The following is a 20591-nucleotide window of genomic DNA, read 5'->3' as shown; positions in this document are numbered from 1 at the left end:
CCGCTATCGGTGGCAACTAGACCTTGGCCTTGCAGCCCAGCCCTTTCAAGGTGTTGGGATGGGTCGCGTTCGGGACGTTTCGCCAACAGGTTCACACGTCTGCACTTGACGCCAACGCTTGAAAAACTGGCGCTTTCCCCGCCCCCTTGCGGGGAGGGGTCGGGGGTGGGGGTGGTGCAGGATCGAGCCTAACGGTACCTTCTGAACCACCCCCACCTCCAGCTCCACCCCGCAAGGGGGGGGAGAGCACGTCGCGTCTCGCCTGAATTGCTGCGCCGAACACCTTGAAAGGGCTGTCTTCCAGCCCGAGGCCGACGTTCCGCAACGACACGAGGCGGTCCTGTGGAACGTGGCCAGGTTACCTGGCATCCGGCATCATGGCTCAGCCGGAAATAGAGTTGCCGGTTGGTAGCTCCTGCGTCCGTCCTCAAGCGGATTCTTCTCAGCCTCGGCGTCCCAAACCGATCAGGATCGGGAGAGGCACACCGGGCAGGTTGCGTCTCTTGTAGCGCACCAGAGGAGATTTTCGGTGATCCCTGACCTTGTTGCCCTTGTCGGCGCGACCCTCTTCGCCGGAGCCGCGCTCTACATCACCCTTGTCGAACATCCCGCCAGGATGGGCTTGGAAGACGGACCACTGCTTGCGCAGTGGCAGCCCAGCTACAAGCGCGCTCTACCCATCCAGGCTAGCTTAGCCATCCTTGGAGGAGCGGCGGGATGCCTAGCGTGGTATGTTCATCGGGAATGGCAGTGGCTGGCCGGAAGCCTGTTCCTGCTCGCCAATTGGCCCTTCACGATGTTGGTCATCATGCCAACGAACAAGCGGCTGATGGCGATGCAGCCGCAGCACGCGGGGCCGGAAAGCCGGGATCTGCTGCGTCGTTGGGCCAATCTGCATGGCGTCAGAAGTGCGCTTGGCTCCGCCGCGTCGCTTCTGTTCGTCTGGGCCTTTTTCGTCACGCGCTAGGTCTGCTGTCCGCCCAACCTGCTCTCGAGATCTTCGTCTACTGAGCTGCCCGAAAGCGGACCGTCGCACCTTCGCAGGGACTCAGACCCTAATACCCCCGCCCGGCATCGACGCCCTGCGGCGGCTTCCCGGTGCGGCGGTATTCGCGCAGGTTGGCCGCCACCGTGTCGGCCGCGGACTCCATGTCGGTCGGGCCGGAAATGTGCGGCAGCACGGTCACGCCCGGATGGGTCCAGAGCGGCGACTCGGCCGGCAGCGGCTCGACATCGAACACGTCGAGCACCGCGTGCGACAGGTGGCCGGCATCCAGCGCTGCGATCAGGTCGTCGGTCACCACGATCGGACCGCGGGCGAAGTTGATCAGCGCCGCTCCGGGCTTGAGGGCGGCGAGCCGCCGGGCATTCACCAGGCCGCGTGTTTCCGGCGTCAGCGGCACCAGGCAGACGAGGATGTCGCAGCGCCCGAGCATCGCCGGGAGGCCATCCGCGCCGTGGACCGTCTCGATCCCCGCCACGGTCTTCGGCGTCCGGCTCCAGCCGATGACGGGAAACCCCGCTTCGGTGAGCCGTTCGGCCGCCGCGGTGCCGAGCGCGCCGAGACCGAGCAGGCCGACCGTCGTGTCGGCCGGCTTGCGGTAGGGATGTGGCTTCCAAACCCGCTCGCGCTGCTGGCGAGCATAGGCCGGCATGTCGCGCTGGAGATAGGTGGTCCAGGCGAGCACCGCCTCGGCCATGGTGCGGGCCATCTCGCGGTCGACCAGCCGGACGATCGGAAGCTGCCGGTCGAAGGCGCCGACCAGTTTCTCGACGCCGGCCCACAGGCTCTGCACCCAGACCAGGCCCGGCAGGGCGGCAACCTCCGCGGGATCCGGGTTGGCCACGATGGCCACCTGCGCCGCCGCGCGCTCGGCTTCCGTCATCCGATGGAACGGGACCAGCCGCTCGCCCTGCATCGCGGCCGACAGGATCTGCAGATACTCCGCCTCCTGGGCCGGGCCCTTGCACCCGACCAGCGCGACAACCTCCGCCATCCTCGAACTCCGTACGCGTCTCAGGCTGCGCCCGCTTGGGGCGATGCAGGCGCTGTGCCTGCCCGAGGCGCGTTCGCAAAGTCAGACGGCAGAATCAACGCGTCTCAATCAGCGCCGGGTAGACCAGCCGGACGCTGCGCCGGTCCTCAGGGATCGCGGTCGCGGCGCGCTTTCGCAGGCTGCCGGTGGTGACCGGCACCGCCACCTCGGTCGGCCGCAGGCGCCAGCGCTCGGCGCTCGCCATCGGGACCGGAGGCTTGGGCCGCTCGAGATGCCGGTCCGCGCCCTCGGTGGGCACGGTGGCGAGCCCAGCGAGCGTCATGACGGCGAGGAGGCCGTAACGGTACCGGCGCTGCGGCCGGGAACGAGGCGATGGGGAAGACATGACAGGGAACCCGCGTGGACACGCTAGCTCTGCCTGTCACGGGTGAAGACGGGATCGAACCGAATCGATTCCCAACCTGTTCCCAACACCTGCGTCGAGTCGCGGTAAACACCGAGTCTTGAGGCACGGTAAACAAATCCGTCGGGAGGACGCGCAAGCATGGCGAGCAAGGTTGAGGGAAGCGCCGGGACACCCGAGCGCGCGGAGATCGGCCGCGTCATCGACACCGATATCTCCGCGCGGCTGGACCGGCTGCCCTGGGGCCGCTTCCACGTCCTCGTCATCGTCGCGCTGGGCATCACCTGGGTGCTCGACGGGCTTGAGGTGACGCTCGCCGGCTCCCTGGTGGGCGCCTTGCGCCAGCCGCCCATGTCGTTCTCGGAATTCGATGTCGGGCTGGCCGCCTCCTGCTACCTCGTCGGCGCGGTCACCGGCGCGCTCGGCTTCGGCTGGCTGACCGACCGGATCGGCCGCAAGAAGCTGTTCTTCATCACGCTCGCCCTCTACCTGATCGCGACCGCGGCCACGGGCCTGTCCTGGAGCGTCGCCAGCTTCTGCGTCTTCCGGTTCTTCACCGGCGCGGGCATCGGCGGCGAGTACACGGCGATCAACTCGACCATCCAGGAGCTGGTCCCGGCCCGGGTCCGCGGCTGGACCAACCTGGTCATCAACGGCTCGTTCTGGATCGGTGCGGCGCTCGGCTCGTTCATGTCGATCGTGCTGCTGCGGCCCGAGGTGATCGATCCGGCCTGGGGCTGGCGCGTCGCCTTCTTCACCGGCGGCGCCATCGGCCTGGTGATCCTGCTGCTGCGCACCTGGATACCCGAGAGCCCGCGCTGGCTCGCCACCCACGGCTACGCCGCCGAGGCCGACCGGGTCGTCACCGGCATCGAGAAGCGCTTCACCGACGAAGGCGTCACGCTACCGCCGGCGGACGAGAGCAAGCGCATGAAGGTCCGCACGCGCAGCCACACCCCGTTGTCGGAGGTGTTCCGGGCCCTGTTCGTCACCAACCGGCTGGCCACGATGGTCGGCCTCGCCCTGATGGTCGCCCAGGCGTTCTTCTACAACGCCCTGTTCTTCACCTACGCGCTGGTGCTGGAGCGGTTCTATGACGTGCCGGGCAACAGCGTCGGCTGGTACCTGCTGCCCTTCGCCCTCGGCTCGTTCCTGGGGCCGCTGCTGCTCGGGCGGCTGTTCGACACGATCGGCCGGCGCCAGATGATCGCGTTCACCTACGGCATCTCGGCGGTGCTGCTGGTCGCCGTCGGCCTGCTGTTCCGCCTCGACGTGATCGGTCCGGTGGGGCAGACCGCGGCCTGGATGGTGGTGTTCTTCTTCGCCTCGGCGGCGGCGAGCTCGGCCTACCTCACGGTCTCCGAGACCTTCCCGCTGGAGATCCGGGCGCTCGCCATCGCGGCCTTCTACGCGGTCGGCACCGGCATCGGAGGCGTCTCGGGCCCGCTCCTGTTCGGCAGCCTGGTCGAGACCGGCTCCCGGGACTGGGTGCTGTTCGGCTACGGGATCGGCGCCGCCCTCATGTTGATCGCCGCGGTGGTCGGCGGAGTCTGGGGCACGGCCGCGGAGGGCAAGTCCCTGGAGGACGTTTCGAAGCCGCTGGCTGCGGCGTAAGGCGGAAGGCAGGCCCCAAGCCGGATCTCTTTGCCCTCGACGCATCGAGATCCGGCCGAACGGGCAAACGACATCCGCTTAAACCAACCGGATCGGACCGCCATACTGCGCGATGATCCGGTCGGCCGCGATGAACTCCAGCCCCTCGACCTGGGCCTGTGCGATCAAGAGCCGATCGAACGGGTCGCGATGAATGGGTGGAAGGCCGGCGACGGCGGCGGCATGAGCCCCCGTCACGGGAAGCTCGACGTAGCCATTGTCGAGCAAACCGATCCTCAGGCGCTTCGCATCGACCTGGAAGTCGGCGCGGCCCAGGCCGTTCTTGATCGCGACCTCCCACAGGCTCGCCGCGCTGAACACGAGCGTATTCGCGGGCTCTTCGATGAGGCGGCGTGCTTCCGATGTCAGACGGTCGGACCCTGCCGCTGCCCAGAGCAGGATATGCGTATCGAGCAGATAGCTCACCGGCCTTCAAACGAAGCCGTGATCTCTTCGCTACCTATCCGATCGAAATCGTCCGGGACGCGGATGCATCCCGCCAGAAACCCGATTCGCGAGGTCGTGGCAGCGGCCGGCGCGTCGAATGGGACGACACGAACAAGGGGCTTGCCGTCTTTCGCGATGATGAACGGCTCGCCGGACGCCGCCTGTTCCACGAGGCGCGGCAGATTGGTCTTGGCGTCCTTCAACGTGACCGTCCGCATCGATCCGGTCCCAGCCCACAAGACATCCTGCGGCCCCGCGCGACGGCCGCTCGCGTGATCGTGAACCCTCAGCCGTCCTTCCGCCAAACCTGCCCGTGGTAGACGAAGCGCCGGCCCTCGTTGGCGAGGGCGGCCAGGCCCTTGAAGGCCGGGTCGTGGACCGTGATGACGCTGGTCGGGATCTGGCGCATCATCTCGGCGAAGGGCGCCTTGCGCTCGAACGCCTCGCGAAACCCGCTCTCCTCCAGAACCTTGACGATGCGGGGTGCGATGCCGCCGCCGATATAGACGCCGCTGGTGGCGAGGAAGGTCAAGGCCAGGTCGCCGCAGACGCGGCCGAGCAGGCGGCCGAACAGTTCCAGCGCCTCAGCGGCGTGCGGATCCGAGACCTTGAGCCCGGCCTCGGTCACGGCCGCCGGGTCGAGCTTCTCGTGCGGCTGGCCGGTGCGGACATGCGCCACCGCCGCGTGCAACCGCGCCAGGCCCGGCCCCGAGAGCACTGCCTCGACGGTGATGCGCCCGTCGACCCGCTCCAGCGCGTGCCAGATTTTTTCCTCGAACGCGTCCGCCGGGCCGAAATCGGTGTGACCGGCCTCCGTGGAGACGATGGCGAGGTGGGCAGAGTAGGGCACCAGGGCCGCAGCCCCGAAGCCGGTGCCGGGCCCGAGCACGACCCGGGCGCCGCCCGGAATCGTCGGGCTGGGCCCGACCGGGGTGAGGTCGTGGGGCTCGATATCGGCCGCGCCGGCCGCGACCGGCACGTAATCGTTCACCACCACCGCCGAGGAGAGCCCGAAATCCTTCGCGATGCGCTCGCCGCCGATCCGCCAGTGCGCGTTGGTGAGTTGCGGCTCCGGGCCGTCGACCCGCCCGCCCATCGCCAGGATGGTCGAGCGCGGTGCCGGCACGGCATCGCCGGCCTTGGCCAAAGCCGCCTTGATGGCGTGCGACGGATCGGGATGGTCGGCGGTCGCCTCGTGGGAGAGAATCTGGGGCTCGGCGCCCTTCTCGGCGATCAGGCCGAAGCGGGCGTTCGTGCCACCGATGTCACCGATCAGAACCGGAAACTCGAACATCGACGAAGGGCCTTTTCTTGAGCTGGCTCACGGCAAGGCAGAACGCGTGCCTGCCGTCATGCGACGAAGGATAGGGCGGGCTCACGCCGGCGGCAGGGCCTCGGGGTCGATCGTGCCGCCCGCGGCCCAGTCCCGCAGCAGGGCACGGACGGCGGCCGGACCCGGTAGACGCCGGCTCGCCACGGTGTCGCCGTCGCCGACCCGGACGGCGATGCCGCCATCCTCGGCCACCGACGCGAAGGCGATTTCATCGGTGCGGTCGTCGCCGAAGAACACCGGCCGGCGCCCGGCATAGGGGGGTTGTTCCAGGAAGGCGCGGATCGCGTGGGCCTTGGTCGCCTGCGCCGGCACGATCTCGCCCACGGCCTTGCCGAGCTGGAGCCGATAGGCGCCCCCGAGGGTATCGGCGGCATCCTTGACCAGCGCCTCGGCCCAGGCGGCGTCGTCAGCGCTCGCCAGGCGCCAATGCACCGCCACCGAGGCGCCCTTGTCCTCGATCAGCACGTCGGCGAGCGCCCGGCTCTCGGCCTGCAGGCGCTCGACCTGACGGCGCAGTTCCGGATGGTCCTCGGCGCGGCCGCCCGACAGCGCCCCGGCGACCCGGCGCTCGACGCCGTGCAGCCCGGCCGCATCGAGGCGCGACGGTGCCAGAAAACCGTCGATCACCGAGACCGGCCGGCCGGTCACGATCGCCAGCGCCCCGCCCAGCCGGTCGCGCAGCCGTTCGAGGGTCTCCACCAGGCCGGGCTCGACCTGTACGGCATCCGGCCGCGGTGCGATCTCGGCGAGCGTTCCGTCGAAGTCGAGGAAGAGGGCGATGTCCATCGCGGTCGGTCCCGGGCGGTGAGCGTCGGGCACGGGCTAGCATGCGACGACGGCGCGAGAAACGGTGATGCGCATCAACCTATCGCTTACGCTGGATACGATATACGCCGGCCCCGACATGGCCCGCCCGATTTCGCGTCCGATCCCCGACCCGACCAGACCCGGCGACGAGAGCGTCTGGGACTATCCGCGGCCCCCGCGCCTCGATCGGGTGTCGGAGACGCTGCGGGTGGTGCTCGGCGGTGCGGTGATCGCGCAGACCAAAGCCGGCTACCGGGTGCTGGAGACAGCCCATCCCCCGACCTACTATTTTCCGCCCGGCGACGTGATGGCCGGCGTGCTCTCGGGGCCGCGCCGCGGCGGCATCTGCGAGTGGAAGGGGCAGGCCGTGCTGTTCGACGTGCATGGCGGCGACCGGCTGGCGCACAGCGCCGCCTGGTCGTACCCGGACCCGACGCCGGGCTTCAATGCGATCGGCGGCTACGTCGCGTTCTACGCCCTGCCGATGGATGCCTGCTTCGTCGGCGACGCGCGGGTGACGCCCCAGCCCGGCACCTTCTACGGCGGCTGGATCACCCCCGGCATCGTCGGCCCGTTCAAGGGCAGCCCGGGCACGATGGGCTGGTAACTTCGCTCCGGCGCGCTTTATCGTTCCTCGCCGAGTCTTACCGGCCGAAGGAGACGCCATGAGCGCGCTGACCGAGATCGACCCGACAGGCGCGGGGTTCAGCCCGGACGGGCTCGCGCGGATCGCGCCGTGGATGGATCGGCTGGTGGACGAGGGCCGGCTCGCCGGCCTTTCCGTTACGGTGGCACGCCGAGGCCGCATCGCCTTCGCCCGCGCCTGCGGACAGGCCGACATCGCCCGCGGCACGCCGTTCACCCTCGACACGGTGACCCGGATCTACTCCATGACCAAGCCGCTGACCTCGGTGGCGGTGATGCAGCTCTACGAGCAGGGCCGGTTCCAGCTCGACGACCCGGTCGCGCGGGTGCTGCCGGACTTCGCGGAGATGCGCGTCGCGGTCGGCGGCAACCGGGCGAAGCTGGAGACCGAGCCGGCGCGCCGGGCGATCACCGTGCGCGACCTCCTCACCCACACGACCGGCCTGACCTACGGGTTCATGGAGGCGACCCTCGTCGACGCGCAGTATCGCGAGCACGGCATCGATTTCCTAGCGCGCGAGGGCAGTCTCGCCGAGATGACCGCGCGGGTCGCCAGGATGCCGCTCCTCGCCCAGCCGGGCAGCGCCTGGAACTACAGCGTCGCCACCGACGTGCTCGGCCAGTACGTGGCGGCGCTCACCGGCCGCCCCTTCGCCGATTACCTCCGCGAGGAGGTCATCAGCCCGCTCGGCATGGTCGATACCGACTTCCACGTCCGCCCGGAGCTGATGCCGCGCTTCTGTGCGACCTACGTGTATGACCGGGCGCGCAAGCTCAAGCTGTTCGACGATTCCGTGGATACCGCCTTCGCCCAGCCGCCGGCCATCGCCTCGGGCGGCGGCGGCCTCGTTTCCACAGCGGCCGATTATCAGCGCTTCTGCCGAATGATCCTCGACCGGGGCACCCTCGACGGGAACCGCCTGCTCGGACGGAAGACCGTCGATCTGATGCTGGCGAACCACCTGTCGGGGGATCTCGCGGCCATGGGCACGCCGCGCTTCGCCGAGACCTCCTATACCGGGATCGGCTTCGGCCTCGGCTTCTCGGTGATGCTCGACCCGGCCCGGGCCCAGATCCTCGGCACGCCCGGCGAGGTCGCCTGGGGGGGCCTCGCCTCGACGGCCTTCTGGATCGACCCGGCCGAGGATCTCTCGGTGGTGCTCATGACCCAGCTCGTGCCGTCCTCGGCCCTGCCGATCCGGCGGGAGCTGCGGGTCCTGACCTACGCGGCGCTGGACGATTGAGCGCCGCGGACCCGGCTCATTGCGGAGCGGGGGCGTCCGCGGCGGCGGGCTTCGGCGCGGGCTTCGCGCCCGCCTTGGCGGTGGGCTTGGGCGGCGCCGTGACGAATTCCGGGTCGCTGCGCGGACCGTTCGGCGCGTTGGTCGGGCCGGCGAGCTGGCCCGGCGCGAGGTCGACGACCTTGTTCCAGGTCTGCGACTTGCACAGGAAGGCGATCAGGCAGCCCCTCACCGTCAGCTCGTTGGGCGCGTCGGTCCAGATCGTGACATCGTAGGACTTGCCGTCCTCGGAATTGTAGATCTTGCCCTCGTAATGGGCGTCGGCGTTGGGCTTCAGACCCATGATCAGCTGGTGGCCGAGGGAGGCGCGCGTCTGCTTCTTCGGATCGGGGTTCTTGAAGTCGATCCGCGGCTCGTTCTTCTCGTTGAGCGGGACCTTCAGCCAGACGACGTAGCCGCACAAACGGTCGGTGGCGGCGCCGCACTTCTCGAGGCGGACCCGGGCGCGGCCATCCTCGGTGAGGTAGGTGCCGCTGGGGTCGACAGGAGACGCGGCATGCGCCGGTGTCGCAAGCGTGGCGAGTGCCAGGACCGCGAGCGGCGCGAACCGCCGGCCGATCGAAGAAACCATCATACCCGAACTCCCCTGCCTCGCGAGCTCTGAAGGGGAGAACCGCCCGCCATGCGGTCAGCCCCTCACTCGCGTCATTGCGCTGGCGCCGGGCCGAGAACCGGGCGGCTTGCGCATCCTGCCCGCCGTCTCTCGCGCGAAGTTGTCCGCATCATGACCACGCAGCCTGGGCCGAGGGGTATTGGCAAGTCTTGGCAGCAGCCACGGATGGTTCACGCGCGCGTCGGCGGCGTGGAGCGGCCGGGTCCGAGCGAGCGCTGCATCAGGGTCACGTCGAGCCAGCGGTCGTGCTTGTAGCCCACACCCGCAAGGGTTCCGACCGGCGTGAAGCCGAGGCCGGCATGCAAGGCCACGGAGGCCGACGAATCGCTTTCGGCAATGACCGCGACGATGCTCCGGGCGCCGATGCGTTCGGTCTCCGTGATCAGCGCGGCGAGCAAGGCGCGGCCGATGCCGCCCCCCCGGGCCGCCTGCGCAACGTAGATCGAATCCTCAAGGGTCGATCGATAGGCGGCGCGCTGGTGATAGGGTCCGGCATAGGCGTAGCCGACGACCACGTCGTCCCGGACGGCCGCGAGATAGGGGTAGCCGCCCGCACGTAAGACCGAGAAACGGCGGGCCATCTCCTCGACGGTCGGCGGCTCCAGTTCGAAGCTGGCCGTACCGGAGCGAACGGCGTCGCCGTAGATGGATGCGATGGCCGAGATGTCGGCCTCGGTCGCTGAACGGATCACGTCGGTCACGGCACAAACATACGTGCGCATGGCCCAATGCGGCAATGCGCGATCATCCCGTGGGCCCGGGTGATCGCGCACTGTTCGTCGCGGCATGATCGCGTCGCGGGGCTGCGCGGGGATGGACGCCCTCCCCACGCGCGATCGGTGTGCCGCGGGATCCGATTACTCGGCGGCGGTCATCTCGGCGGTGAAGTGCCCGCACCAATCCTGGGACGCCACCACCGGCCACAGGCCCTTGGACTGCGGCGCCGGCTGGCTGACCGGCGGATTGAAGCGGCACAGGCCCTCGTCACCCTGCGACTGGGCGCCGTTGAGCTTGTGGTCGTCGAAGAAGCGGCAGCTCTGGCAGGCGGCGTTCGCGGTACCGGACATCATGTTTCTCCGTGGCCTTGAAAACTTCTGCGGGGTCCGAAAGGAGGTCGCCCGCTCACAGTTCTTAATTAGAACAACTCCAATGAATGGTCAAGGGTTCGCCCTCGTAGGTCTCTCTCCGGCGGCCTGTCTGCGGCGTTCCGCGCGTTCGGAGCGGTTGGACAAACGTCCATCTCGAAAAACGCGCGAAGCCGGATCCTCGATCGGGGATCCGGCTTCGCAGGGCCGTGCGCTTCTTCAGGTCACGCCCTGGCGGGCGCGACCCTTGCGTCGATCTCAGAGCGCGATCAGCTCTGCTTGTCCTTCTTGTTGGCCCGGTGGTGGCCGACCGCGCAGCCGGCGGCTGCGCCCATCTTGCCGTGCCCGGCCATGTGCCCGGCGACGCCACCGACGACCGCCCCCTTGAGACACCCCTTCGCCTCGGCCGGCGCGCCGAGCACGAGAGCGCTGATCGTCAGCGCGGAGGCCAGTGCGATCCGATATGTCATTGCCATTCTCCAATCGTGTGGATTGCAACGACCTCGCGACCCGACACGTTCCGCGGGCAGCCGCCGGGCGAGACCTACCGCGCCAGCCCAGTCACCAGCCGGAGCAGGTCCGATTGCCGGGTCGCCCCGGTCTTGGCGAAGATCGCTTTCAGCTGCGAGCGCGCGGTGGCGGCGGTGATCGCGAAGCGGTTCGCGGCCTGGGCCAGGGTGACGCCGCCGGACAGGGCCTGGGCGAGGCGCGCCTCTGCGGGGGTCAGGCGGTAGGCGGTCTGAAGGATGACCACGGCTGGGACGGACGCATGCCCGGGAACGCTGGCGAGCAGCAGCGTGCTCCCGCCCGCGAACACCCCGCGGCTCGGGCCGACCAGCGGCACGACATGGAGGGCGATCGGCAACGCGTCCCGCCGCGCCACGACGATCGCGGTGATCGGCGGCCGCCCGGATGGACGCGACAGCGCCTCGAGCTGCCGCGCGGCCTCGCCCTCCTCGGCGGCGAGACGCCCGCCCACAAGCCTCAGGTCGCGGCCGAGCAGGGCACCGAACGCCGTATTCCAGCGCAGAGCCCGGCCCTCCGAATCGAGGATCATGGCGGGGCGCTCGATGATGTCGAAGGCCTCGGTTAGCCCGGCGAGCCGCGCCGTCTCGACCATCGCGGTCAGGAGCCCCGCGCGCCGAAGCAGCGGCGACAGGGTGGCAAGGCGCGCCTGCTCGTCCGGCTCGTACAGGCCCTGCGCCGCGGTCCTCTGCAACGCGAGGCACCAGAGCCGGCCCTTCACCTCGAAGCCGATTCCGGCGAACCAGCGCAGGCCGCTGGAGGCCAGCAGGTCCTGGTAGAACGGCAGCCGCTCGATCTCCTCGGGGGTGGTGAAATCCTGATCGACCGTGATGCCCCGGGCGCGGATCATCGGCAGCCCGCGGAAGCGGTGATCCTCCCGGTGCCAGCCCTCCTCGAAGTAGCGCTTCGACGATTCGGCGAGGGATGCCGTGGTGATCGCATCCAGCGCCGGCCGATCGGTGCGCAGGAGCAGCGCGCCCTCGCTCCCGGAAGCCCGGGACACCCGCTCGATCAGATCCGGCCAGCGCGCCGGATCGACCACGGCCTCCTCGAGGTCTTCCCGGAAAGTCACCTCCAGGTCGTCGCGCAGGCGCGCGAACAGAGGCTGGTTCAGGCCGGGCATGGTGCTCGACTCCGCGCCGGCGAAGACCGGCAATCAGGACCGCACCGCGTCGGTTTCATTAGACCAACACCCACGGTTCGACCGATTTTTTATTAATCGAACCCTCAATCTTGGGCAAGCACCTGAAGAGATGGCGTTTTCGATTGATCCATCCCGATCGATCGACTGATCAGGCCGCAGGTTTGCGCCGGATGTCGGGCAGCTGGACGGATGTGAGCCGACACGACGCCGTCCGACGCGCCGCGGACGATTTCAGGGTACCAAAATCGAGCCGAGACGTGGTCTTCCCCGCGCCCGCCATACTGGGGCGGTCCGGCGCCGCCCGTCCGCATGCCGCCCCGCGCCAGGCCGCTCGGACCGCCGCCCCGGCTCCGCAGTTTGCCACGAAGCCGCATTCACAACTTCTGATAGAGTTCAGATCGGCCAGCTTCAAGCCTCGTTAACCAAACCCGTCGATTGTATCGCTCTGCGCGGTTCGATCACGGGTTGTCATCGGACGGGCGCAGTCGAGCATGGTGCGGCTGAAGGTCGATGGCGTTTTTCCTGTCTGCGTTCCTCGGCGCGGCGACCCGGCGCGTCGCCCGAGCCTCCAGCGTCGCGGACCATCCGCGAGGCCGTGCCGCCGCCTTGGCGGTCCTGACCTGCGCACCGCTGCTAACCGGTTGCATGTCCGGCAAGCCCCACGCGGCCGGGCGATCCGGCCCGGACGTGACCCAGACCGGCTCGATCCCCGACGGACTGCCGCCTGCGGTCGTCGCCGCCGCCCAGGAGGAGGTCGGGCGCACCATGCGCCTGGGGCTCGCCAATTACCGGCTCAATGTCGGCGACAACCTCGAAATCTCGTTCCTGATCGATTCGAGCGTGGTCCAGCCGACCTACCGCCTCAACCCGAGCGACGAGTTCGACGTCGATTTCCGCACCCACCCGGAATACAACCGTACGGTGCTGGTGCGGCCGGATGGCCGGATCTCGCTGCCGGGCAAGAACGGCATCAAGGTCGCCGGCCTGTCGCCCGAGGCCGCGGCCGCGCTGATCAAGACCACCTACGACGACGTGCTGATCGACCCCGTGGTCACGATCATGCTGCGCAAGTTCCGCACCGTGACCGATGATTTCCGCGAACTCACGCAGCGGGCCGATATGGGCCGCGTGAAGGTCCTGGCGATCGAGCCGGACGGCAAGATCAACCTGCCGATGGTGCCCCCGGTCCAGGCCGCCGGCCGGACCGTGACCGAGCTCGCCGGCAACCTCACCGCCGCCTATCACCGCCAGCTGGCCACGGTCAGCACGAGCGTGCGGCTCGCGAGCCTGGTGCCGGCCAACACCATGGTGTTCGGCGAGGTCCGCGCCCCGGGGCCGGTCACCCTCCAGGGCGCCCGCACCCTGGCGCAGGTCCTGGGCTCGGCCGGCGGCATCCTGCCGACCGCCGCGGGCGAGGCCGTGCGCATCATCCGGTTCGACGCGGAAGCCGCGGGCAGCGTCCGCATCGTCGATATCGGCGAACCGGGCTTGGCCGACTCGATCATCGTGCCGCCGAACGCCACGGTCTACGTGCCGCCGTCGCTGCTGGCCAAGACCGCCCGCGCGGTCGACCTGGTGGTGCGCCAGATCCTGCTCTTCAACGGCACCGGCTTCGGGGTGAACTACATCACCGGCCCGTCCGCCAGCACCTCCACCAGCGCAACCGTGAGGTCCGGGACGTGACCAAGTCCGACCTGTCCCGGCCCGACCGGACCGCACCCGACGCCTTCGAGGATATCGCCTTCGATCTCCGCGACGCCCTGGCGGCCCTGTTCCGGCACATCCGCCCGGCGCTGCTGATCCTGACCGCCGCGATCCTCGGCGCCGGCCTCTACCTGCTGCTGACGCCGGCCGAATACACCGCCGACGCCAAGCTGATCATCCGCCTCGGCCGCGAGAAGTCGGCCGGCTCGGTCCAGGGCGGTGCCAACCAGAACTACATGTTCTCCGAGCGCGCGCAGAACGTGAACAACGAGATCGAGATCCTGCGCGACCCGAGCATCGTGCGCGACGAGTTCGCCGCGCTGAAGGCGATCACCCCGGCCGGCGACCTCGGGCCGCCCCCCGAGGACTGGATGGATTGGCTGATCTACCAGGGCCGCGTCGCCATGCGCGGGGCCAAGGCGGTCAAGACCTGGGTGGTCGACACAGTCCGCATCCCGTTCGAGGCGCTGGGCCTGCTGCGCCACCTCAGCCCCGACGAGAAGCTGTTCGAGGCCTATCTCGCGTCCTTCAAGGTCGTGTTCGTCAAGGAGACGGACGTGATCCTGACCGGCTTCACCTGGACCGATCCGAACTTCGCCGCCCAGGCCCTGAACCGGCTCCTCGACGCCTACAAGCGTCGCCATGTCGAGGTCTATGCCGACGAGACTCCGGCGACCTTCTACCAGGGCAAGCTGGAGCGGGCGCGCGCCGACCTCGCCGCCATCGACGCGCAGCTGGCGAAATCCCTGAAGGGCAGCAACACCGCAAGCTTCGAGATCGAGCAGCAGAACGACCTCGGGTCGCTGTCCGACCTCGCCCGGCAGAAATCCGCCGCGCAGATCGAGCGGGAAGGCGTCGAGTCCCGGCTCAAGCGCACCCGCGAGACCGGTCCCGACCGCTGGCAGCCGACGCCCCCCGATGCCGACCCGACGGTGGCGGCCTTCGATACGCGCTGGGCGGATCTCAGGACCAAGCGGGCCGAGCTCGCCGTCCGGTTCCGGCCGACCGCGCCCGAATTCGTCAGCCTCGACCGGGACCTCACCGCCCTGACCCGGCAGAAGTACCAGGCGTTGATCGCCGCCGACACGGCGCGGCTCTCGGTTCTTGCGGAGAAGATCCAGACCATCACGGGGATCGAGGCCAACCGCCGCAAGGCCGCCATCGGCCAGAGCGACGCCGCCCTTGCCTACGGCCGGCTGATCCAGCAGAAGAGCCTGCTCACCGACGAGATCACCGACACCCAGAAGCGGATCGACGCGCTGCGCACCGGCACCGGGCTCGACGCGCAGGCGATCACCTCCTCCGCCCTGGTGGCCCGCGCCGTGCCGCCGCGGCTGCCCTCTGGGCCGAACCGGCCGCTGATCCTCGGCCTCGCGGCCGGGCTCGGCCTGCTCGCGGCGCTCGCCTACGTCGCCCTGGCCGAGATCCTGGCTCAGACCTACCGCAGCGCGTCCGAGGTCGCCCGCTCGCTGCGCGTGCCGGTGCTCGCCGCCGTGCCGCTGCGCTCGGGCACCGCGCGTCGGCCGCGTTTCGGGGGAGCCGCCGCATGATCGCCGCCGCCACCCCGATGATCGACCTGTCCGTGCTGGAGCCGGCGCTGGTCCAGCTCAGCCGCCACGAGACCCGGCTCCGCCGGGTCGGGATCACCGCGGTCCAGCCCGGCGAGGGCGTCAGCACGCTGGCCCGCGAACTCGCCGGCGCCTATGCCCGCCGCGGCCGCACCGCCGCGTTGATCGAGGCGAACTGGTCGCGGCCGTCGCTCGCCGAGGCCTACGGGCTCACCGGGCGGCCGGGCTTCGCCGACATCGTCGCCGGCGACGTGGCGCCGAGCGTCGGCGTCCATCCGGTCGCCGACGGCCTCAGCGTGGTCCCGGCCGGCAATGCCGCAGCGATCCGGCGGGCGACCCTGGACGACGGCCGCGTCGAGGACTTTTTGGCGCTGGTCGACGAGCGCTTCGACCTCGCGATCCTGGATTGCGAGCCGATCACCGAGATCGGCGACGCCGCGGCGCTCTCGCCCTTTGTGGACGGGTTCGTGGTGGTGATCGGCGCCGAGCGCACCCGCCGGGCCGTGGCGCAGCGGGCGCTGGCCGACCTCAAGGCTGCCGGCGGCGCGCCCCTCGGCATCGTCCTCAACGGCACCCGTCGGCCGATTCCGAAATGGCTGTACCGGTGGCTCGGATGAGCGGCGCCTCGCTTCGCGCGCTCCGTGCCCTGCCGGTCGCCGGCCTCGGCCTTGCGGCGGCGGCCGCCGCCGTGGCGCTGAGCGCCGCGCCGCTGAAATTCGCCGTGGTCGGCTTGGCTGCGGCCTTCGGCGGGGTCGGCGCCCTGATCGCCGGGCAGCGCTGCCGGCTGACGCCCCTCCTGCTCGTCGCCCTCGCAGTCGGGCTGACAGTGAAGCTTGATGTGAGCTTCCTTCAGCATTTCGAGGCGGTCGGGCAGTATCTGCCGAGCATCGGCGGCGGGGCCGGGCTGACCGTCAGCGTCGCCCTCCTGGTGGCGCTGACGCTGATCCTGGCGAAGCTGTTCGGCATCGGCGAACCCGTCCGGGGCCTGCGCCTCGACCGGCCGCTCGTGCTGACGCAGCTCGGATTCCTGGCAGCCGGCCTGCTCTCCCTCAGCAACGCCACCGACACCGCCTACCTCTGGTTCGACGCCTGGCGGTTCCTCGGCCTGCTCCTGGTCTCGGTGGCGGTCTCGAACCTGTCCGGCGCAGACATCCGCACCCTGGCGCTGGCGATCTGCGCGCTCTGCCTGGTGCAGACCGCGGTGGCGGGGCTGCAATACGTCTCCGGCTCCGAACTCGGGCTCTCGGTGCTGGGCGAAGAACAGATCGTCGAGGAGAACATCAACTTCACCGCCCAGCGCCGGGCCGGCGGCCTGAAGGTCCACCCGAATATTCTCGGGTACTATTACGAGTTCGTCTGGCCGCTGGCCCTGGCGCTCGCCCTCTCTCGGGGGCCGAAACTCCTGCGCCTGATCGGCGCCGCCGGCGCCGGATCGGCCGTCATCGGCGTGGTGCTCACCCTGTCGCGCGCCTCGTGGCTGACCTATCCGCTCTCGGCCGCCCTGGTGATCCTGCTGGTGTATCGCGACCGGCTGTTCTCCCGGGCGAGCCTGATCGTGTTCGGCCTGCTCATCGTCGTGGGCGGGATCGCCGCGATCGTCGCCGGGCCGCTGGTCTGGGAGCGCCTGACCGCGGATGACGGCGGCTCGGCGGCCCAGCGCGGACCGCTCAACGCCGCGGCCCTGGCGCTGTTCGCGCAATTCCCGATCTTCGGCGTCGGGCTGAACAATTTCGGCAACCAGTTCGCGGTGCTCGACCAGACCGGCCTGTCCCGCCTCGCCGGGCTGTTCGACCGCTCGAACCACGTGGTGCACAACCTGCACATCCTGATCCTCACCGAGGTCGGGATCGTCGGCTACACCGCCTTCGCCCTGGTCTTTCTGGTCGGGATCGGCCGAGGCTTCCGGGCGGCCTGGCGCGCGCCGGTCGGCGATCCCCTGGCGGCCGTCGCGGCCGCCTGCGCGGTCGGCCTGATCGCCCACCTGCTGCACGGGCTGGTCGACCCAGGCTTTCGCCTCAACCTCGGCATCGCCGAGCTGCTCTACACCGGCCTCGGGCTGATCGCGGGCGTGCGGGCGGCCCAGCGGCGGGCGGCCGTGGAGGCCTACGGTGCGCGGCCGGCCGCGCCCCATAACCGTCCAGCCCTCAGAACGCGGAGAGATCGACCATGAGCGGGATCGGCCTCAGCGTCCTGATCGTCAGCTACAATGCCGGCGGCGATATCGCGACCTGCCTGCAGCTCCTGGCGGCGAGCCGGATCGACCGCCCCTACGAGGTGATCCTGGTCGACAACGCTTCGACGGACGGCACGCCGGAGCGGATCGCCAGCGCCTTCCCGTGGGTGCGGCTGATCGCGGAGCGGACCAACCACGGTTTCGCCGGCGGCAACGCCGTCGCCCTGGCGGCGGCGCAATACGACACGATCCTGCTGCTCAATCCCGACGCCTTCCTGCGCGACCCGGACGCGCTCGCCGCGGCGCTCGCCCATCTCGACGCGCATCCGGATCTCGGCGCGCTCGGGCCCCGGCTGACCTTCCCGGACGGCCGCCATCAGGTCGGCGATGCCGGCTACGAGCCGCGCCCGCTCTCGACCCTGGTCCACGCCGCAGGCCTCTCCGGGCGCTTCGGCCTGCGCGGCCTCTACCTCGCGAGCCGGCAGGCAAGGGGCCGCGAGGCCGTGGACGTGGACTGGGTCTGCGGTGCGTTCATCCTGATGCGCCGGGCCGCGGTCGACGCGATCGGCGGCCTGGAGAGCCCGATGTTCCTCTACGGCGAGGACGTGGATTGGGGTTGCCGCCTACGCGATGCCGGCTGGCGGGTCGCCTACCTGCCGGGGATCGCGGTGGTCCATCTCCAGGGCGGCTCGGCCGGCACGCGCTCGGCCCGCTGGCTCGACGGGCTGGCGGGGATCTACCGGCTGCGCAATGCCGGCCGGTTCCTGTCCTCGCCGGCCTTCTTCTCGGGCCCGCTCAGGCTCGGCTTCGGCCTGCGGGCGCTCGCCTACGGGCTCGCCGGCCGGCTGAGGCGCCGGCCGGAGCTCGCCCGCAAGGCCGAGGACATGCGCAGGTTTTCCGCCCACCTGCGCAGTCTTCGGAGCTGATCCAGCCCAGTCCCTACGGCCGCTTGCGGATGAAGACCATGTGATAGCCCTTCAACGGACCCGGCGTGAGCCGGAACAGCAGCTCCCAGAACTTGCCCAGGACGATGTTCTCGCCATGATAGAACGGCTGCCCGTCGAAACTGTAGGTGAAGTGCTCGAATCGATCAGTTGGGAAAAGCCGCTGCCGCGCCGCCTCCGTATTCATCGTGTAGAGCGGCACGAACGAGTCGATCTCGACCCGCCGCGGCTCGACCCAGCGCAGGACCTGCGCGTGCAGCCGCTTCGGGATGAGCCGCGCGCCGACCCCGACATAGCCCCAGCGGTTGGGCGTCCAGGCGCAGAGCCAGCCCCCCGGGGCGAGGACCCGGCCGAGCTCGGAAGCGGTGACCTCGGGATGCTCGATATGTTCGAGGACCGAGAACGCCGAGATCAGGTCGAAGCTCCCGTCCGGGAATGGAAGAATCCCGTCGTGACCGATCAATCGGACCGCGTCGGCCGACTTGTTCTCGAGGACCGCCTCGTCGACATCGCAGGCCATGACGTGGGCGCAGCGCCCGCGGAAATCGCCGAGGTTCCGGCGCAGTGGGACCGGGTCATCGCTCCATTTGCCCCGCCCCGCCCCGAACTCCATCACCCGCATGTCCGGCCGGAGCAGCGCGTTGACGCGGACGATGTACTCCATCCGGTGGTCCTGCCGGGAGTAACCCCCGGCCCCCATCTCCCGGAACAGGCGCTGTTCGACGGTAACCATGCTTCAGGCTCCTCTGACGGCGCGATGCGCGCGGTGGTGGTGGAAGGGGGTGGGTCGGACGGGCGTCCGGCCGTGGCGATCCTCGGCACCCGCGGGGTGCCGGCCGCGCATGGGGGGTTCGAGACCCTGGCCGAGCGCCTCGCGCTGGATCTGGTCGCGCGCGGCTGGCGGGTCGAGGTCTATTGCCAGGTGAGCGTGCCGACCCGGCCGAGCGTCTGGCGCGGCATCGCGCTGATCCCGGTGGCGGTCCGCGGCGACGGCGCCTTCGCGACCATCGTGTTCGACCTGAAATGCACCCTGAAGGCGGCGTTCCGCCCGGCCCTGCCGCTCGTGCTCGGCTACAACACCGCCGTGTTCTCGATCCTGTACCGGCTCACGGGCAAGCGCAGCGTGATGAACATGGACGGGATCGAGTGGAAGCGCGACCGCTGGTCGAAACCCGCCAAGGCCTGGTTCTGGCTGAACGAGCGGCTGGGCAGCCTGTTCTCCACCCACCTCGTCGCCGATCACCCGGAGATCGCCCGGCACCTCGCCCGCAACACCGCGGCGAAGCGGATCACCACCATCGCGTACGGCGCCGATCCGGTGCTGGAGGCGCCGACCACGCCGCTGGCGGCGTTCAACGTGCGCCCCCGCGATTACGGGCTGCTGATCGCCCGGGTGGTGCCGGAAAACCTCGTGCTCCAGATCGTGCGCGCCTGGAGCGAGATCCGCCCCGGCCTGCCGCTGGTCGTCCTGGGCAAGCTGATGGAATCCGATCCCTACCACCGCGCCGTGAAGGCCGCGGGTGGGCCCGAGGTGATCTTCGCCGGCGCGATCTACGAGGCCGAGCGCGTCGCCGCCCTGCGGCTGCATGCCCGCTTCCACATCCACGGCCACACGGTCGGCGGAACCAACCCGTCCCTGGTCGAGGCCCTGGGCGCCGGCTCGCCGATCCTGGCCCACGACAATTCGTTCAACCGCTGGGTGGCGGGCGACGGCGCCGTGTACTTCGGCGACGAGACCGAGCTGCGCCGGGGCATCCTGAACCTCGTGCGCGCCGCCCCCAGCCGGCTCGACGCCCTGTCGGCGGCGTCCCGGGAGCGGCACGCCGACGCCTTCGGCTGGCAGGGCATCGTCGATGCCTACGAGGGCGTGCTCCGGCGCCAGCTTCCGTCGCGGCGCGCCGCCCGCCGGGGCCGGGAGGCGATCCACCGGCACGAGCACGGGCCGGCGTGAGGAGCGGGCCGAAGTTGCGGGATGGTCGCTAAACCGCATCGCCGCCCTCCGGGCCTGCGGGTGTCGGATTCGTGCGTTGGGCTACGGATGGTCCGCGACCCGACAGAACGCCCGCTCCAGAAATGACATGCGCCCTCCCTCCCCCCTCTGCGGGGGCGGGTGGCCCCTGCGTCAGCAGGGGTCGGGAGAGCGGACCCCGGTTTCAGGACAACGCCGGTCCGGGGTGAAGGCCACCGCCTCATCCTTCACCGTCGCTCCCCTCTCCTGCCCCCCTTCGGGGGCCACCCTCCCCCGCCGA

General features: G+C 70.0%; 22 protein-coding genes. 10 read left to right on the top strand and 12 right to left on the bottom strand.

Annotated features, from left to right (window positions below):
• The first annotated feature begins 529 nt into the window (after positions 1-529).
• Positions 530-967, top strand: coding sequence for a DUF1772 domain-containing protein (locus MKL09_RS01935; RefSeq protein WP_244017446.1), 438 nt, complete (start codon positions 530-532; stop codon positions 965-967).
• An 88-nt stretch (positions 968-1055) separates the two neighbouring features.
• Here MKL09_RS01935 and MKL09_RS01930 read toward each other — a convergent pair whose 3' ends face one another.
• Positions 1056-1997 (bottom strand): 2-hydroxyacid dehydrogenase, encoded by a 942-nt coding sequence (locus MKL09_RS01930; protein ID WP_244017444.1) that lies wholly within the window; start codon positions 1995-1997, stop codon positions 1056-1058.
• 94 nt (positions 1998-2091) lie between these two features.
• A complete protein-coding gene (locus MKL09_RS01925; RefSeq protein ID WP_244017442.1) occupies positions 2092-2382 on the bottom strand; it encodes a hypothetical protein in 291 nt (96 codons plus the stop codon).
• Between the two features lie 159 nt (positions 2383-2541).
• Here MKL09_RS01925 and MKL09_RS01920 point away from each other — a divergent pair, with 159 nt between their 5' ends.
• Positions 2542-4014, top strand: coding sequence for an MFS transporter (locus MKL09_RS01920; protein ID WP_244017441.1), 1473 nt, complete (start codon positions 2542-2544; stop codon positions 4012-4014).
• A 78-nt stretch (positions 4015-4092) separates the two neighbouring features.
• Here the strand turns inward: MKL09_RS01920 and MKL09_RS01915 are convergent, their stop codons facing one another.
• From MKL09_RS01915 to otsB, 4 genes are all read right to left on the bottom strand, one after another.
• Entirely contained in the window at positions 4093-4479 is a 387-nt protein-coding gene (locus MKL09_RS01915; protein WP_244017439.1) for a type II toxin-antitoxin system VapC family toxin, read from the bottom strand.
• Positions 4476-4718, bottom strand: a complete 243-nt coding sequence (locus tag MKL09_RS01910; protein WP_244017437.1) for a type II toxin-antitoxin system Phd/YefM family antitoxin — start codon at positions 4716-4718, stop codon at positions 4476-4478. Before MKL09_RS01910 ends, MKL09_RS01915 begins: the two co-directional genes overlap by 4 nt.
• Positions 4719-4786: 68 nt before the next feature.
• Positions 4787-5794, bottom strand: a complete 1008-nt coding sequence (locus MKL09_RS01905) for a glucokinase (RefSeq protein ID WP_244017435.1) — start codon at positions 5792-5794, stop codon at positions 4787-4789.
• Between the two features lie 81 nt (positions 5795-5875).
• Complete coding sequence (gene otsB / locus MKL09_RS01900) at positions 5876-6619, bottom strand: trehalose-phosphatase (protein ID WP_244017433.1); 744 nt, start codon at positions 6617-6619, stop codon at positions 5876-5878.
• A 118-nt stretch (positions 6620-6737) separates the two neighbouring features.
• Between otsB and MKL09_RS01895 the strand changes: the two genes are divergently transcribed.
• Positions 6738-7247 carry a DUF427 domain-containing protein gene (locus tag MKL09_RS01895; RefSeq protein ID WP_244017431.1) on the top strand — a complete coding sequence of 170 codons (510 nt, stop codon included), beginning with the start codon at positions 6738-6740 and terminating at the stop codon, positions 7245-7247.
• Between the two features lie 58 nt (positions 7248-7305).
• On the top strand, positions 7306-8529 hold the full coding sequence (locus MKL09_RS01890) for a serine hydrolase domain-containing protein (RefSeq protein WP_244017429.1): 1224 nt from the start codon (positions 7306-7308) through the stop codon (positions 8527-8529).
• Positions 8530-8545: 16 nt separating this feature from the next.
• Here the strand turns inward: MKL09_RS01890 and MKL09_RS01885 are convergent, their stop codons facing one another.
• The 5 genes from MKL09_RS01885 to MKL09_RS01865 all read right to left on the bottom strand — a co-directional run bounded on the left by MKL09_RS01885 (position 8546) and on the right by MKL09_RS01865 (position 11932).
• A complete protein-coding gene (locus MKL09_RS01885) occupies positions 8546-9160 on the bottom strand; it encodes a DUF2147 domain-containing protein (RefSeq protein WP_244017427.1) in 615 nt (204 codons plus the stop codon).
• Between the two features lie 209 nt (positions 9161-9369).
• Positions 9370-9900, bottom strand: a complete 531-nt coding sequence (locus MKL09_RS01880) for a GNAT family N-acetyltransferase (RefSeq protein ID WP_244017425.1) — start codon at positions 9898-9900, stop codon at positions 9370-9372.
• A 156-nt stretch (positions 9901-10056) separates the two neighbouring features.
• The gene (locus tag MKL09_RS01875) at positions 10057-10266 is read right to left on the bottom strand and encodes a hypothetical protein (RefSeq protein WP_244017423.1); all 210 of its coding nucleotides are present in this window, start codon (positions 10264-10266) and stop codon (positions 10057-10059) included.
• Positions 10267-10553: 287 nt separating this feature from the next.
• Positions 10554-10754, bottom strand: coding sequence for a hypothetical protein (locus MKL09_RS01870; RefSeq protein ID WP_244017502.1), 201 nt, complete (start codon positions 10752-10754; stop codon positions 10554-10556).
• A gap of 74 nt (positions 10755-10828) precedes the next feature.
• The gene (locus MKL09_RS01865; RefSeq protein ID WP_244017421.1) at positions 10829-11932 is read right to left on the bottom strand and encodes a helix-turn-helix transcriptional regulator; all 1104 of its coding nucleotides are present in this window, start codon (positions 11930-11932) and stop codon (positions 10829-10831) included.
• Positions 11933-12463: 531 nt separating this feature from the next.
• On the opposite strand from MKL09_RS01865, the gene MKL09_RS01860 reads away from it, so the two are divergent.
• From MKL09_RS01860 to MKL09_RS01840, 5 genes are read left to right on the top strand one after another with little or no spacing between them, the layout of a single operon-like run.
• The gene (locus tag MKL09_RS01860) at positions 12464-13636 is read left to right on the top strand and encodes a polysaccharide biosynthesis/export family protein (RefSeq protein ID WP_244017419.1); all 1173 of its coding nucleotides are present in this window, start codon (positions 12464-12466) and stop codon (positions 13634-13636) included.
• Positions 13633-15207, top strand: coding sequence for a GumC family protein (locus MKL09_RS01855; protein ID WP_244017417.1), 1575 nt, complete (start codon positions 13633-13635; stop codon positions 15205-15207). Before MKL09_RS01860 ends, MKL09_RS01855 begins: the two co-directional genes overlap by 4 nt.
• Complete coding sequence (locus MKL09_RS01850; protein WP_244017415.1) at positions 15204-15842, top strand: CpsD/CapB family tyrosine-protein kinase; 639 nt, start codon at positions 15204-15206, stop codon at positions 15840-15842. Before MKL09_RS01855 ends, MKL09_RS01850 begins: the two co-directional genes overlap by 4 nt.
• Positions 15839-17395 (top strand): O-antigen ligase family protein, encoded by a 1557-nt coding sequence (locus MKL09_RS01845; protein WP_244017413.1) that lies wholly within the window; start codon positions 15839-15841, stop codon positions 17393-17395. Before MKL09_RS01850 ends, MKL09_RS01845 begins: the two co-directional genes overlap by 4 nt.
• Positions 17392-18324: a glycosyltransferase family 2 protein gene (locus tag MKL09_RS01840; protein WP_244017412.1), complete on the top strand. Its 933-nt coding sequence runs from the start codon at positions 17392-17394 to the stop codon at positions 18322-18324. Before MKL09_RS01845 ends, MKL09_RS01840 begins: the two co-directional genes overlap by 4 nt.
• A gap of 13 nt (positions 18325-18337) precedes the next feature.
• Here the strand turns inward: MKL09_RS01840 and MKL09_RS01835 are convergent, their stop codons facing one another.
• Positions 18338-19075 (bottom strand): class I SAM-dependent methyltransferase, encoded by a 738-nt coding sequence (locus tag MKL09_RS01835; protein WP_244017410.1) that lies wholly within the window; start codon positions 19073-19075, stop codon positions 18338-18340.
• A 24-nt stretch (positions 19076-19099) separates the two neighbouring features.
• Here MKL09_RS01835 and MKL09_RS01830 point away from each other — a divergent pair, with 24 nt between their 5' ends.
• Positions 19100-20293 carry a DUF1972 domain-containing protein gene (locus MKL09_RS01830; RefSeq protein WP_244017408.1) on the top strand — a complete coding sequence of 398 codons (1194 nt, stop codon included), beginning with the start codon at positions 19100-19102 and terminating at the stop codon, positions 20291-20293.
• Positions 20294-20591 lie beyond the last annotated feature (298 nt).

The organism is Methylobacterium sp. J-048, assembly GCF_022829515.1.
Taxonomy (GTDB): domain Bacteria; phylum Pseudomonadota; class Alphaproteobacteria; order Rhizobiales; family Beijerinckiaceae; genus Methylobacterium.
The sequence above is the reverse complement of the archived record's forward strand: the minus strand, read 5'-3'. Positions and strand labels throughout refer to the sequence as shown.

Coding starts and splice junctions, on each gene's coding strand:
- MKL09_RS01920 (WP_244017441.1), top strand. CDS start 2,542: ATGGCGAGCAAGGTTGAGGGAAGCGCCGGGACACCCGAGCGCGCGGAG.
- MKL09_RS01925 (WP_244017442.1), bottom strand. CDS start 2,382: ATGTCTTCCCCATCGCCTCGTTCCCGGCCGCAGCGCCGGTACCGTTAC.
- MKL09_RS01865 (WP_244017421.1), bottom strand. CDS start 11,932: ATGCCCGGCCTGAACCAGCCTCTGTTCGCGCGCCTGCGCGACGACCTG.
- MKL09_RS01845 (WP_244017413.1), top strand. CDS start 15,839: ATGAGCGGCGCCTCGCTTCGCGCGCTCCGTGCCCTGCCGGTCGCCGGC.
- MKL09_RS01890 (WP_244017429.1), top strand. CDS start 7,306: ATGAGCGCGCTGACCGAGATCGACCCGACAGGCGCGGGGTTCAGCCCG.
- MKL09_RS01895 (WP_244017431.1), top strand. CDS start 6,738: ATGGCCCGCCCGATTTCGCGTCCGATCCCCGACCCGACCAGACCCGGC.
- MKL09_RS01870 (WP_244017502.1), bottom strand. CDS start 10,754: ATGACATATCGGATCGCACTGGCCTCCGCGCTGACGATCAGCGCTCTC.
- MKL09_RS01930 (WP_244017444.1), bottom strand. CDS start 1,997: ATGGCGGAGGTTGTCGCGCTGGTCGGGTGCAAGGGCCCGGCCCAGGAG.
- MKL09_RS01910 (WP_244017437.1), bottom strand. CDS start 4,718: ATGCGGACGGTCACGTTGAAGGACGCCAAGACCAATCTGCCGCGCCTC.
- MKL09_RS01885 (WP_244017427.1), bottom strand. CDS start 9,160: ATGATGGTTTCTTCGATCGGCCGGCGGTTCGCGCCGCTCGCGGTCCTG.
- MKL09_RS01905 (WP_244017435.1), bottom strand. CDS start 5,794: ATGTTCGAGTTTCCGGTTCTGATCGGTGACATCGGTGGCACGAACGCC.
- MKL09_RS01840 (WP_244017412.1), top strand. CDS start 17,392: ATGAGCGGGATCGGCCTCAGCGTCCTGATCGTCAGCTACAATGCCGGC.
- MKL09_RS01875 (WP_244017423.1), bottom strand. CDS start 10,266: ATGTCCGGTACCGCGAACGCCGCCTGCCAGAGCTGCCGCTTCTTCGAC.
- MKL09_RS01860 (WP_244017419.1), top strand. CDS start 12,464: ATGGCGTTTTTCCTGTCTGCGTTCCTCGGCGCGGCGACCCGGCGCGTC.
- otsB (WP_244017433.1), bottom strand. CDS start 6,619: ATGGACATCGCCCTCTTCCTCGACTTCGACGGAACGCTCGCCGAGATC.
- MKL09_RS01835 (WP_244017410.1), bottom strand. CDS start 19,075: ATGGTTACCGTCGAACAGCGCCTGTTCCGGGAGATGGGGGCCGGGGGT.
- MKL09_RS01850 (WP_244017415.1), top strand. CDS start 15,204: ATGATCGCCGCCGCCACCCCGATGATCGACCTGTCCGTGCTGGAGCCG.
- MKL09_RS01830 (WP_244017408.1), top strand. CDS start 19,100: ATGCGCGCGGTGGTGGTGGAAGGGGGTGGGTCGGACGGGCGTCCGGCC.